Origin of the sequence: Seonamhaeicola aphaedonensis, assembly GCF_003386195.1 — a bacterium.
Taxonomy (GTDB): Bacteria; Bacteroidota; Bacteroidia; order Flavobacteriales; family Flavobacteriaceae; genus Seonamhaeicola; species Seonamhaeicola aphaedonensis.
Genome location: NZ_QRDX01000005.1, coordinates 36915 through 52100, shown reverse-complemented (window position 1 = coordinate 52100; position 15186 = coordinate 36915). Strand labels below are relative to the sequence as shown.

At 36.8% G+C, this 15186-nt stretch carries 8 protein-coding genes; 1 reads left to right on the top strand and 7 read right to left on the bottom strand.

Annotated features, from left to right (window positions below):
• Positions 1 to 118: 118 nt before the first annotated feature.
• From DFQ02_RS09355 to DFQ02_RS09340, 4 genes are read right to left on the bottom strand one after another with little or no spacing between them, the layout of a single operon-like run.
• A complete protein-coding gene (locus DFQ02_RS09355; protein WP_116524170.1) occupies positions 119 to 1528 on the bottom strand; it encodes an L-fucose/L-arabinose isomerase family protein in 1410 nt (469 codons plus the stop codon).
• 10 nt (positions 1529 to 1538) lie between these two features.
• Positions 1539 to 4787, bottom strand: coding sequence for a family 78 glycoside hydrolase catalytic domain (locus tag DFQ02_RS09350; protein WP_116524169.1), 3249 nt, complete (start codon positions 4785 to 4787; stop codon positions 1539 to 1541).
• Positions 4788 to 4804: 17 nt separating this feature from the next.
• The gene (locus DFQ02_RS09345) at positions 4805 to 7339 is read right to left on the bottom strand and encodes a family 78 glycoside hydrolase catalytic domain (protein ID WP_116524168.1); all 2535 of its coding nucleotides are present in this window, start codon (positions 7337 to 7339) and stop codon (positions 4805 to 4807) included.
• A 17-nt stretch (positions 7340 to 7356) separates the two neighbouring features.
• Positions 7357 to 10623, bottom strand: coding sequence for a family 78 glycoside hydrolase catalytic domain (locus DFQ02_RS09340; protein WP_116524167.1), 3267 nt, complete (start codon positions 10621 to 10623; stop codon positions 7357 to 7359).
• Positions 10624 to 10800: 177 nt separating this feature from the next.
• Between DFQ02_RS09340 and DFQ02_RS09335 the strand changes: the two genes are divergently transcribed.
• Entirely contained in the window at positions 10801 to 11676 is an 876-nt protein-coding gene (locus DFQ02_RS09335; protein WP_116524166.1) for an AraC family transcriptional regulator, read from the top strand.
• Here DFQ02_RS09335 and DFQ02_RS09330 read toward each other — a convergent pair.
• The 3 genes from DFQ02_RS09330 to DFQ02_RS09320 form a co-directional block, all read right to left on the bottom strand.
• A complete protein-coding gene (locus tag DFQ02_RS09330) occupies positions 11673 to 13586 on the bottom strand; it encodes a hypothetical protein (protein ID WP_116524165.1) in 1914 nt (637 codons plus the stop codon). The genes DFQ02_RS09335 and DFQ02_RS09330 overlap by 4 nt on opposite strands.
• A 157-nt stretch (positions 13587 to 13743) precedes the next feature.
• Positions 13744 to 14451 carry a fibronectin type III domain-containing protein gene (locus tag DFQ02_RS09325; RefSeq protein ID WP_116524164.1) on the bottom strand — a complete coding sequence of 236 codons (708 nt, stop codon included), beginning with the start codon at positions 14449 to 14451 and terminating at the stop codon, positions 13744 to 13746.
• A gap of 1 nt (position 14452) precedes the next feature.
• The coding region (locus DFQ02_RS09320; protein WP_147297758.1) for a T9SS type A sorting domain-containing protein at positions 14453 to 15186 on the bottom strand (734 nt) is incomplete at its 5' end.

Sequence of the window (15186 nt, the reverse complement as noted above, 5' to 3'; positions counted from 1 at the left end):
TTTCTTTTTTTACATAAACTAACACTAAGAGCTTCCTGTTTGTTAGTTGTAATTTTATGCGTTAGCGTAGCATTTTCTTTCAACTTAAACAAGTTTTATTCCAGATTTTTGTGCTTTACTAACAAATACGAACCACCCGCAATTTTAATATACTACCCAACATCTCAATCTTATTTCCAATATGCCCAACACCTATGGCACAGTGATGCGATGGCCCTTGTTTGGACCATTCATTCATAAAAGCTCTTGCACCGATAGAAAAACGATAACGACTGTTGGTATTACCAATGTGAAGTACTGGACCTTCAACCGATTCGCCTTCGGCAACTAATAAAAAGACATCTTCTTTTCCTTCTACAACAGAAAGTAAGGTTACAGGACCATGTTTCACCGTCATTTGAATAGATAGTCCTTTTCCTGGTTTTCCATGATAAACAGGCAAAGGTACTAGCTGCACTTTCCCTTCTGCAATAGCAAAATGTGCAGGACCATCATGACCTAACATGACGATATCATCATTAAAATCCATGGCATAAAATTCTGAAAACGAACCGCCTACTCCAAAAGCATCCATAATTTTCATAGCTTGGGCATTTTTCACTTCGTACTCTCCTGCAACTGGAACATTTTTACCTGTTAGTAGCGTATTTCCTGCGATGACAGATGTTACTATATTTTCATATTTGTTAGCCGTTTCCCCTTCATAATAATAAGCCATAGACCCCAAATTATGGTTTTCAACCAATTTATCTAAAGCTATAGAAGTTTTTGCGGCACGCACTAATTCAGATTGTTCACAGGCATCAATTACTTCGAAGGCACTTCTAAATTCGGTGATTTTTTCTTCAACCTCTTGCTCAGTCACAGCATCGCGGTATTTTTTTACTTCACACATTTCTACAATTTCAATGTGTGTACCAAAAGCTGCCGATTGTTTTGTTAGATCCGCATATACATCTAGCATACCACAGTAATAATGCCCTAAAACACCCAAGCGATTATTCGCCATAACTTTAGCTACTTTGGCGGCATCGATCCAATCTTGAATGTCATCCCAAACCGATTGTTCATCCAAATAACCAGTAACAAATTCATAATCAATTCCTGAACGATTGAGTACATTAGCAAATTCAGGTACAGAGCATGCTTGACAATGTGCCAACCATTCACCTGTCATTTTACCTCTATCACCCAGTTTATTGAAGTTCTCGTAATCTATGGCTGCTACGGGTTGAATATTTAAAATTATTACAGGGCATTTCACTTTTTGCACCACAGGTAATATTGTAGATGACAAAGCATAAGTAGATACATATAAAAATAAGATATCTATATCTTCTGTTTTTAATATCTGTGCTTTCTCTCTTGCTACCTCAGGAGAATCTACCAAACCAACATTTATCACCTCAGCCCCAAAGCCTTCCATTTTATCTGCAATTTGCTGCTGATAGCCTTCTAATCGTTCTAATAAACCTTCAAACTGCGGCCAATACGTATCTAAACCGATACCAAATAATCCTACTTTCATCTGTTACTATTTATTTAAAAATTTTAATTTCTTTAATGGAGGGTGCTTTATCTGCTGCTTCAATGAATACCCTACACTTATTGGAAGTTACCGCATCAAAAACATGTTCTTTATTTGCTCCACATTTAGAGCCGTTAGTCAAAATAACCCATTCATTATTTTGAAAATATTCAATGGTATACTTTGAAATATTTTGTCCGTATTCGTCAATAAGCACTTTGCTAAATGTTTGAGGCTTTACCCACTCTACCTCTAAATATTGATTCGTTTTACCATTGGCAAACCACTGGGTTTCTTCGTTGTTATCATTAGCTTTGAAGGCTTCAAATCCGGGTAGTTTTTCTGTTTCAATAAACATAGATGAGGCATTCATCCTACCAATAGATGCTAAATTGCTTGGTAAATCTATTGGGTCTGGAAATTCTGTTTTTGGTAATGCATTCACTTTAAAATCATAAACACCTGACGCTACATTGTATATGATGTAATTACCAACCGCTTCATTTTTTTCTGAACCGACATATTCAACACCTTCAGATTTCTCAGCTAATTGTTCACCTTCATAAATATCATTTTTATCATTTGAAGGTAAATACACCTTAGCCGAAGTGTTTGCTGGAATTTCAATATGAAACGAAGCACCATTATCCTGTTTTTTCCAATTAACAACTACCTTTCCATACATGGATTGATACTCGGTATTTGCAAAAGTTAAGTCGCCAACTACAGCAGGTTTAATAAGCATGTGCTGCATCCCCGGTTGTTCTGGATTGGGACGAATACCACCAAATCCTTTTATAAAATAGCCTCCAATACCTGTATAACAGGTATGTATTTGACTATTGCCTATGGCCGACCATCGTTCTGGCCAAGTGGTATGCCCTTGCTCTAAAAAGTAACCGTAACTTGGATGATGCTTGTCTTTTAATAATTCGTAAATTAAATCCATACGCTCACCAGATTCTATAAAATAGCGCGTGTAAAGGGCTTGCCCAGAACTCCCTGTATCGTAGTACGGAAAATCATATAACACGTTGTTTTCCAATTGGGAGGTTACTTTTTGGGTCTCCTCTGTTGGAGTTACGCCTGTTAGTAATGCAAACGCTTGATTCACCTGAATACCATCTAAATACTTTCCAGAATCTGTGTTATATGACAAAGCATGTGTTGCTTTTTGTTGTACTTCCAATCTATTGGCATAGGCGTTTTCATCTTCAGTTTTACCCAAAGCCTTTGCTATACCTTGGGCACAGTGCAACATATAAGCATATAAACAATTATTGAAATGTGCCGCTCCCGGAGAATTACTGCTATCCCAAAAATTACCACGTGGTGTACACCAATCACCTAACCCAGGCATCTCCCGTTTACCACGCTCGCCAATTTTTAGAGCACCTCCTTGACTAAAATTGGAATTCTTGTATAACCAATGCATCCATTTTTGCATGGACTTGTAATTATCTTCCAACACTTTTTTATCACCCAACATACGGTAGGTTTCCCAAACGGTTAAAGGACTGTTGGCTTTCCACATTAAAAATGGGCGGTCTTCTTCATTTAAAACCGCGCGTATTTGCCCATCTGATAATTGTGCATCGCGTGTAAACTGTAAATACTGATCCATATAGGCGCCACTTTCAAAATTTGGCAATGCATCACCATACATGGCTGCCACAGTAACTTCGCCCCAACCTCTTCGTTCGCGATGTGGACAATCTACCAAAATACCGTCCATCGTATTTGCGAGATAGGTATCCAGATTTACTTTGTAAATTCCATTTAGCAATGAATCGGAAGATTTAAATTGGCTTATTTGCTTTCTATCATTAGTTACTACATAACCTTTGGCGTCATATACCCTAGGTTCGTATTTAAAACCATAAACCGTGATATAGCGCCCTCCAGCTACATTAAAACGATTGGTAAATATGCCTTTTCCAGATTTTCCAAAAATGTATTTGCTCTTTTGTTTCCAGTTCATCACCACTTCTTTCTGGTCGCTAACTTCAAAAAGTACAGAATCGCCTTCTATACCATTATGCAATTTCATTTCGAAGAACCCTGTATAATTTCGTCCCATATCTATACGATAAGAGCCATCTCTATTATTTCTGATAGCCTTAGCCCTAAATGCCTCATATTTTACCTGAGGCTCTACCATTTGTGCACTTAATTCTGCCTTTATGGGTTCGTATAAAGCTCGCAACTCCCTATCCTTATTACTATTTAATGCAAAACTAATGTTATTACCCTCGGGTATTTTCGCGTTTAATACTTCGTGATTATATATAGTAGCTTTTATCCAATCGCTATCATCATAATCGGCGTTACACCAGTTATCTTCCTTTAATCTGTCATCAATGGTTTCACCGCCAAAGCGCAAAATATCCCAATCGCCATAATATTCAGAATGACTTTTTTTGGTTTTCCAAGTCGCATCAGTTTTTAAAGTGATATGCTCATTTCCTACAACAATTTCAGCTTGTGCTTTAAACACAAAAGGAATATTTCGGTATTCCCTAATACGTCGCCATCGAGACCAACCCGCAGCATGCCAAATGGCAATCACATTATCACCTTCCTTCAATTTATCAGTAATATCATAAGTGAGGTACGGAATGCGTTTTTTCATGTATGAAGACACAGGATTCAACACATTATCCGTGATTTTTTGACCATTTACATATAATTCATGATAACCGAAAGACCCCACAAACACAAATGCCGAAGATGGATTTTCTTTTAATTCAAAATTCTTTCTGTACCAGTTATGGTCTTTCTTTTTTTGGTCTGGTTTCATAATCCAATCGCCTTTCCAGTCAGATTGGTTTAATAAGCCCATAGAAAATATAGCGGGTTCGCTCCAGTTTGAAGGGACTTCATCTTTATCCCAAATTTTCACCTTCCAGAAGTATTGTTTAGCCGATTCTAATGTTTTTCCTTGATAATTGACATTTACCGATTGGTTGGTTTCAATTTTATCAGAATCCCAAACATCACCATTATTGCTTTCCAAATTTTCTAAAGTACTAGACACTAAAATTTGATACGCCGATTGTTTCTGACCCATTGTTTGCATATCTTCTAAAAGTTTCCAACTTAACCTTGGCGCCGTGTTATCAATACCCAAAGGGTTTGATTTATATTCACATTTAAGGTCTGTAACCTTTACTTGGGAAGGTTTCGTATTACAACTACCAAACAGATTAAGAGTCAATACAATGATTAGATATGTTCTAAAATTCCTTAGATACTTCATTTTAACACTATGATTTTTTATTTTGAATTTGATATTCGTATAATGTGTTTACCTGATGATACATTAAACATATTAGCTCTAACTGATGTATTATTTAATTTGATTTGTTCATTTTGATAATATGGTAACTGCACAATAGCTTCTGATTGTTCTGGTACTGAAATGGTCCAAATAATTTCTTCACCTTCCTTTTTCCACGAACTTTCTATCGTGCCTTGCGGGGATTTGTGTGTTACCTCAACCCAATCTACACCTTCAAGAAATGTTGGTTTTAGATAGAACTTTTTAAATCCGGGATAATCCTCATTAGGTCTTATGCCTCCTAAACTTTCATGAAACGAAGCAGCAAATCCACTTTGCATGGGGTGGTTAAATGAATGTCGATAATACCGCTCGTTCTTATCCCAATTGCTAACGCCTTCTGGCCATACGGTTAAATCGTGCTCCTCGGTCATAAATCCTAAGCTAGGATAATCGGTAATACTCCATAAGTGCTTTGTCACCGCATCATGTCCGTAATCATTTAATACGGTGTATAACGGACGATGCCCAAAAATACCCGTGCTGTAATGCCCATTTTTATCTTTCATGATAAGGTTTGCTAAATCATCAGCAACCAATTGCTCTAAGCCTTTAGGAACTAAACCAGAATACAACGCAAAGGCATTACCTGTTTGAGAACCATAGGACTTCGTTTTTTCTTTAAAAAAGGTTTTATTAAAAGCCGTCTTGACCAATTTCGCTGTTTCAGCATAATTATTAGCGACTTCTCTTTTTTCTAAAACCAATGCCATTTTTTCCATAGATACTAAAGACTGATAATACAGTGCAGTTGACGTTAATGCGGGTGCTGTATCCATTTCTGGATTACCTCCTGGAGGACACCAATCGCCAAATCCACCGTTTATAATACCGCCTTCTTGTACTTTTTCATCTAGGTAAGCCATCCAACCTTCCATCATCTCCCAAGCGCCTTGAATAATTGACTTATCTCCATAATACACATACGAAAACCATGGTACCATAATGGTGGCAGCCCCCCAGTCTGGTCGTGCTTGTAAACAGAGACGCTTTCCAACGGAAATATTTGCAGGTGTGCGCGCATCATAAGGAAAAGGGTCTTTAAAATGTGCTTTAGACACCCCTAAAACCGTTTCCATATCGGCAGATGTTTTTTGCCACAAGCGTTTTAAATCGAAATTAAAACTAGCTGCTTCGGCTACTACATAAGCATCGCCCATCCACGCACAGCGCTCGCGGTGCGGACAATCACTCAACAACCCTTGAATATTATCTTCGATAGTCCACATGGACACATCGTAAAACTTATTTATAAGTGTGTCCGAAGATTTAAAAGTCCCTATTCTCTCTGCATCGGTGCGCACTAACCATCCTGTAAATTGACTTAAATCTGGCTTTTCACTGAGTCCTTCAATTTGAACATAGCGAAAGGCATGATAGGTAAAACGGGGTTCCCAAGTTTCAGTTCCATCACCCTTACAGATATATATATCGGTTTGGGTATTTCCAGTAACGTGAATACCAGTAGATGCAGGGTCTATGTTTTGTTTATCAGGCATGAGGTGTTCGGCAAAACGCATTTTTACAACAGTACCTTCCTTTTCTTTTACGGAAATGGCTAACCAACCCGTCATATTTTGTCCCATATCCAATATCCATCCCCGTTCTGCTTTCCAAACCGCTATAGGTGTAACTGTTCTAATCTTTCGGATGGGTTCTAAATCCTGCTCCAATAAATTTTGTGTTGGTGCTTTCATTATCTCAACAGGTTCCCAAGAGGTATCATCAAACTTATAACTACTCCAACCAGTTATCGCTTCACGTGCATCGTAAGTTTCTCCATGATAAATATTATCGAAAAGAATAGGACTGCTGTGTGCTTTCCAACTTTCATCAGTCACAATTTGTTCTTTTGTCCCATCTTTATAGAGGATATTTAACACCATTGTTGCTCGAGGTTTTCCATAAGAAAGCCCAGGGGCAAACGCCATATTTTGTCCGTAAAACCCATTACCCAACATTACTCCCAAACTGTTGTTTTTACGAAGCGCTTTGGTTACATCATGACGTACATAAAAAGCACGTTTATCATAGGAGGTTTGTGCTGGGTCGAGCACACGGTCGCCTACTTTTTCACCATTTAAATACAGTTCATAAAGTCCTAATCCACAAATGGCTACTTCTGCTGATGCTACTTCCTTAGTTATTGAAAACGCTTTTCTTAGAAGCACAGAAGGATGGGTTTTACGTCGGGTTACTTTTAGGTCCTCTTCCGTGGGCTCCCAAGTATTAATATTCATGGGTGGTTGGTTACGTACCAAATCTCTCGCTGCCCATTTTTCGGGACGATGGTCTTTGGTATAACCAATCCATTTGGCGCTGTCCCAGTTTATGGAAGTGAATACATCTACATGTAATGCCGTCTCGGAATCCTTTTTCTTGGATTGCAAACAACTACTTGAAAGACAAATTATTGTTCCAAAAAGAAAGGCCTTAATTTTGTTTTTATTTAAATACATTTTATTATTCATTTCAGTTTTGAAAATATTTAGTTTGAATAATTTATTTCGATTTCTGAAATTTCAGGTATAGCTCTCGAAGCTTCTATTAGTATTCTACATTTTGAAGCCGTTACACTTTGAAATTGATGCATTTTATTAACCCCGCAAGAGGTATCTTGCACCAAATCTACCCAAGTTTCATCTTCAAAATATTGAATTTTATAGTTTGAAATATTATTCCCTTTTTCATGAATCACAATTTTGTTAAAGGTCTGTGGTTTAAACCATTCCACTTCCAACCATTCGTTAGTTTTAGAATTCGCTTTCCAGTGTGTTTCTAACTTTTCATCATTTGCTCTAAATGCTTCATAAAGAGGTAGTTTTTCAGAATCGATAGTCATTGTAGAAGCGTTTATACGCCCTATTAATGCCAAGTTATCAGGTTTATTTATTGGGTCTGGGTATGTTACTTTTGGTAATTTTGATACTTCAAAATCATACACACCAGAAGCCACTTCAAAAATGATATAATTACCGACCGCATCGCTTTTCTCTGAACCGATATATTTAATACCTTCTGATTTTTCAATACTCATCCCACCTTCAATAACTAAGTCGATTTCATTTGATGGGATATAAATTTTAGCTGAAGTATTTACAGGGATTTCAATATGAAACGTTGCAGTATCATCAGTAATTTTCCAATTTGAAACGACATCTCCATAAGGAGATTGGTAACTGGTATTTACATAGGTTAAATCGCCTACCGGAGCTGGTTTCACGATAAATTGTTGCATTCCTGGTTGCTCTGGGTCTGGCCTAATTCCCGCAAAACCTTTTATGAAATAACCGCCAATACCCGTGTAACAGGTGTGAATTTGACTGTTCCCGATTGCCGACCAACGTTCTGGCCAGACGGTTTTACCTTGTTCTAAAAAGTATCCGTAACTCGGGTGACGTTTATCTTTTAACAGTTCATAAATTAAATCCATGCGTTCACCATGCTCTATAAAATAGCGCGTATAGAGGGCTTGTCCCGAACTACCGGTGTCGTAATATGGGAATTTATATAAAACTTGGTCTACTAAATTATCGTATACCTTTTGTTGTTCTGACTTGGGAGTAACTCCAGAAAGCAAAGCAAAAGCTTGATTTACCTGATGCCCTTCGCCATATTTCCCAGTTTGGGTATCATATATCTTTTGATGTGTTGCTTTTCGTTGTACTTTCAAACGGTCTGAAAATAGTTTTACATCGTCCTTTTTATTGAGGGTTTTTGCGATTTCTAAAGCCGATTCTAGCATAAAAGCATACACACAATTATTAAAATGCTCCGACTCTGGTGAATTACTCGACGTCCAAAAATTACCTCTAGGGGTACACCAATCGCCCAATCCTGGGAATTCTAGAGTACCTCGTTCACCAATTCTTAAAGCATCTTGAGTTTCATAATTAGAATGTTCATACAACCAATGCATCCATTTTTTTAAAGTCGGATAGTGGTTTTCTAACAACTGTTTATCTCCCAACATACGGTAAGTTTCCCAAATAGTAATTGGGCTATTTGCCATCCACATTAAAAACTCAAAATCGTCGCCATTAATTACAGCTCGCATTTTACCATCTTCAGCCTGTGCATCTTGCATAAATTGTGCATATTGCATCATGTAGGCGCCACTTTCAAAATTAGGTAGTGCATCTCCGTAAATGGCGGCCACGGTAACTTCGCCCCAACCACGGCGTTCGCGATGCGGACAGTCTACCAAAATACCATCTATTGTATTAGCGATGTAGGTATTCAGATTCACTTGATATATCTTATTTAACAACTCGCTTGAGCTTTCAAACTGACTTATTTGTTTACGATTATTCGTAATAACATAGCCTTTAATATCTTTTAATTCGGGTTTATAATTAATACCATAAATGGTTACAAAGCGGCCTCCTGCCAAATTGAATCGATTGGTAAAATGGCCTTTGCCGGTTTCATCATAAATATATTTACTGCGCTGTTCCCAAGACGTGGACACCTCTTTATGGTCGGCAATTTCAAAAGTAACGGTATCGCCCGCTTTACCGTTATACAGGTTCATTTCGAAGTAACCGGTGTAATTTTCGCCCATATCAATCACATAATGGCCATCTTCAGTTTTTGTAACACCAATAGGTTTCACTTCTTTAAATTTCACTTGAGGTTCTACCATTTGTGCACTTAAGGTCGCTGTAATTTTACTTATTGGTGGGTTAGCATCTGTACTTGGTGCTCGTATAGCCCCTTTAGGTCCCAAATTGATATTGGTTACTTCAACTTCTTGCATTTCTGTTTCATCAAAAACAACTGCATTTGCCCAATTACCATCATCGTATTCAGCAGTATTCCAATCGTCTTCACGTAAACGTTCATCAATAATTTCACCACCAAAATCCAATATATCCCAAGAACTATGGTAAGCACTATAGCTTTTTTTGCATTTCCATGAGGCATCTGAAACTATGACAATCCTGTCTTCACCTAAATCAATATGAGCCTGAGCCTTAAATACAAAAGGCGGGTCGAAATAATCTTTTACACGTCCCCATCTTGCCCAACCTGCTGCATGCCAAATAGCAATAACATTATCACCTTCGTTTAAATAATCCTTAATATCATAAGTGAGATAGGGTAAGCGCTTTTTAAGGAATGAGTTGACAGGATTCATCACCTCATCACCAACTTTCTTCCCATTCACGTACAATTCGTGATACCCAAAAGATGCTACATGAATAAAGGCAGATTGTGGTGTTTTATCTAAAGACACGTTCTTTCTATACCAATTATGGTCTTTTTTATTTTGGTCTTTTTTGTATATCCATTCGCCTTTCCAATCTTTTGGGTTCAATAAGCCCATTGAAAAATTAGCAACCTCACTCCATTTGGATTCTAAACCACTAGCATCCCAAACTTTCACTTTCCAGAAATACTCTTTTCCAGATTCTAAAGGTTTTCCTAAAAACTCAATGTTGACCGATTTATCCGCTTTCAATTTACCCGAGTCCCAAACATCACCTTTATCATTTTTTAATCCTTCAATATTACTAGACACTAATATTTGATAAGCGGTTTGTTTTTGTCCTCTCTCGTTGTTTTCATCAATTAATTTCCAACCAAATCTTGGCATTGTATTATCGATACCGAGAGGATTTGTACGGTACTCACATTTTAAATCTTTAACTCTTAAAAGCGATTGCCCACAAGAGATACATATTAGTCCACTTATAATTATTAACAATAATATAGAACTTGGAAAAATGCTGCCAGCGTTCTTTAGTTTCATGCGATATACTATTTGGTTTAGTTTGAAAGTAATAAATAAAACGAAAAACACATAGATTACTATCCTGTCCCCTCCCGCAAGATTTCAATCCACTTCATTTATAACTTGTTTGTAAATTTCTCTTAATTTCTTAAAATTAACAATTAACAAATTGATATATTAGTTGCACAAAATGATATGATAAATAAATACAGAAAATACTTAATAACCAGTAGAATAGAAACTTCATGGGGTTTTTATATTAATAATTTAGGACGAAATGTTATTGAAAAAAACACAGAATATCCTTCTAAAGACCACCCAGACCAATATATATTTACATGGGATAAGGGGCGTATATTAAACGAATTTCATATAGTTCTAATTACTAAAGGCGAAGGTATTTTTGAAAGCAAGGCTACGGGAAAAATAAACGTATCCGATGGTGATGCTTTTTTATTATTTCCTGGTATCTGGCACCGTTATAAACCAAAAAAAAGCACCGGATGGACTGAACGATGGGTAGGATTTTCAGGTAAGATTGCTTCTCAATTCCTATCAAATGGGTTTTTCAGTACAAATGAACCTGTAATATCAAAGTGTAACAAACCTTCTATATTACAACATTTTAATTCGCTCTTTAAATTATTTGATGAAGAACCTTATGGTTTTCAGCGCACAGCATCGGGTATTTGCCTACAGCTTATGGCTGATTTATATAATATTAAAAGTGGTGGCAGTAATATTGAAAGTTTAAACTCGCTAGTAGCAAAAGCCAAAAGCATCATGTACAAAAATATTTATTCAACTTTAAATTTGAAAAAAGTAGCACAAGAATTAGGTGTGAGTTACTCCAAATTTAGGATTGATTTTAAAAAGCAAACAGGTATTTCGCCATTACAGTACCATTTGCTTCTAAAAATTGAAAAGTCTAAGGAATTACTGTTAAACACCAATAAATCTCAAAAAGAAATTGCTTTTGAATTGGGGTTTGAATCAGATGTTTATTTTAACCGTTTATTTAAACGAAAAACAGGTTTAGCTCCTGGGATATTTAGAAATTTATCCAATTAACTAACAGTAATGGATATTACCAAGGCCTTATTATCTTCAAAAAAGATTTCAAATGGTAGAGCCTCTACACCTGGCACCATATTAAATGTTCTTTTACCTTCAAGTGCTTTCATATTGATTGGTGAATTTGCCTTGATGGTAACTAACCCCTCTGGTTTTTGAATGGTAACTTCCGTATCGCTTACACTAGAAATAACCTCATTGTTTGGCGAAACAATAGGTAAGACAAAAGCAGTTGGCGAAGTAATATTCTGGTCTGTTTTTACTGAAATTACCGTTTGATTTAAATCACACTTATATCTAATATCGAATTTAGAAGCTGTTTCTTTTACTTCTTCTCTAGCTACATTTTTCAATTTTACATCTGCAACCAATTCAATAGTGTCATTTTCATCTTTAGAAGTAACTGTAGCTGGTAAATCGTATAAATTGGTGTACCAAACCTCATCTACAAAAGTTTCTATCCTTGGTGTTAAACAAATATCTTTTCCTGGTTGTTCTTGTTGATTATTTTTTTCAACCATTTCATATTTTGCCATACTGGCAGCACAAAGCATGCCCACTTTATTGTGATACAATACACCTAAGGCTCCACCAGACGCCTGACGAAAATCTTCTTTGTAATGGTACTCTGCATCATAAGCACTTACTGTTCCTCTCCAATCGCCTCTGGCAAATAAAAAGACATCTAAATCTTTAAAGTGTTTTACCCCATCTGCGGTAGCTCTTGGTAATTCTGTGTTTGCATTTATTTCTGGCAAATGCTCCCAGTGATCCAATAATGCTGTTAAAGGTTTTGTATGTGTGAAGGTATGGTGAATACAGGGTAAAATACCTGCCGACACATAATGCGGTCCGCCATGAATTAAACCATCTGATGTACATTGTTTTAAAAGCTCTGTATTTTTAACCGCTGCTGTACCAAAAGCTGGGTTGATGTGTGCCATCATTCCGAATGCGGGTTGGCTACCGTCACAAGTTCTACTACCCCAATACGTCCATTTGTACATGCGGTTACCCCAACTATTGTCCCATCCACCATCGGGCATCATAAACTCTAAATGGCTATTCAAAGATTTGGTTAGAATTTGCAATAAATCTTCATCTTTTTCTTTTAGCGCATACATTACTAAACTGTTTAAGGTTTCCTCTACATTATACCCTAAATCTACACCATGCAATCCTTTTTCACTTAGTTTACTGGAACTCTTTTTACATTCACCAAACAACAACCCTTCATTAGGTGTAAAATAGGCTTTTACTTCTAATGCCAATGTCTTACTCTTGGCTTTAAAATCATCTCTATTTACAACATCTCCTATTAAATCTAACCCATAAACTGCCGTACCTGGATAATTGATATTGGTAAAATCGATGGTAAAGGTATCATGGATATACTGCCCTGCTTTTTCAAGGCGACTCATCCACGCTAACCTAGTTTCTTGATCTAAAACATGACCGTGATAGTGCAATGCTTCAGCCAAGGCAATCGCTCCAAAAACCGTAATACCTTTCCAAGATTTAGGGTTGGTAATTACGGTCCAGCTACCATCCTCTTGAGACACATTGTTTTCAGCCCAAAGCATTACCAATTTTGCACCTTCTACATATTTTTCGTCTCCTGTTTTGTCTGCCATATATAAAAAAGGATACACCGCATCCATACAACGGCCATGTATGTGTGAACAAGAAGGACACTCTAAAGCGCCGTGTTCTTCTAAATTAGATGGATTTACAATTTGCTGTTTTAACATCCCATCACACCAATCTTTTAAAAGACTGGACGTTAAATTTTTAAATTCTATTGAGTGCTCTATATGGTTTTCACAAGCGTTTAAAATACCTGATATAGGTAATGAAAGCCCTACGCCTGCAAGAGTTGATAATTGTATAAAGTTGCGTCTTTGCATTTTTTATATTATGAGATTATTGGAATTTGAAAGTACCAAAAATTGATTTTACATCTATCCTGTTTTATCCTGAATGGATAAAAAAAACCAGAATTTAGATTCTGGTTTTGTTATTATTAGTGTTTCAACTTAGAATAAGTTGAGAAAATAATTTAAATTATTTAGTCTTAAAACTCCACACTTGTCCAATGGTTGCCCCTCCGTTACCATCTTTAACTACTACCTTAAAGTAATAGGTAGATGCGGCACTTAATCCTGTGGCATCATAACTAGTCCCTGATTGACCCTCTGATACTTTTGTTGATGGACTACTGTTGGTATCTAAATACACATCATAACTCAAAGTATCGCCATCTACATCACTGGCGGTCCAACTCAATGTCGTACTCGTACCATCTATCTCTGAATTCATTGCTGGTGCTACCAACTCTGGTGCAAATGGTAAATGGTTGGATACACCATCGCCTTCTGTTAAAAATTGACTAACCGAGGAATAGCCACTCTCCGCTCCTTTAACGTCTCTGGCCTTTAATCGCCAATAATAGGATTTACCCTTTTCTAAACTAATAACTCTTGAGGTTGTGGAACTTGATAGATCATGTGACAATGTTGAGAAATTACTGTTTTCAGATACCTCAACTCTATAGGTTATCGCATTGCCTTCACTATCGGTAGAGGCGTTCCATTCAAATACAACATTATTGTCTATACATAACGTATTGCTTAATGGGTAAACCAATGTGGGAACTGTAGGTGCCGTGTTCTCTACATCTGGATCTGGACCACCGCCATCACCATCACCGCCGCCACTACATGACATTAAAATACTTGTGAATACAACTAAATATAAATATGCCTTTTTCATTTTATTTCTTTATTAATTTTGTGAATACTGGTTTTTCTAAATTCATTCTTACAAAATAGATTCCGTTTGGACTATCTGTTAGATCTAAACTAACTTTACCGTTATTTATTCTGTATGTTTTTGACTTTATTAACTGTGATTGGATGTTATAAACCTCTAAGTTCAGGGTCTCTACATCATTGGGAATGTATAACTCAAATAGACCATTAGATGGGTTGGGATAGGCCTTGACATCTTCTAGTAAATTGATAGTCTTTGTCATTTTTCCTTGGCAGGCTTCTTTGCTCTTTACCTGAATCTCATCACCATGCTCTACCGCTATTGTAAAATTGGTTTGATGGGTCTCAAAAAGCTCCAAACCGTTTTTGTAAACCTTATAGGGCCCTGTGCCTGAGGTAACGGATACATTGGCTGATTTCTTAACAACCTCTATTTTTCCACTTAAACTTGCGCCTCCCGCTATGGTAACTTCATAACAGTGACTATAATTCTCTCCTACCACATCAATACAAAAATCATATGTGCCTGGAGTTAAATTCTCAACAGTCAATTCCTTGGTAAAATCATATGCTACTCCACTGATCGTGGTTGTATAATCATGCGTAGCATTACCCGTAATAATAAGCTTACCGTTATTTTTATCGGCACAGGTCTCTCCTACAGACTCTATGGTAAAATTATTTGCTGCTAAGGGGTCTTGTGGTACAATGCCTAAATCTATGATTTGAAGGTATG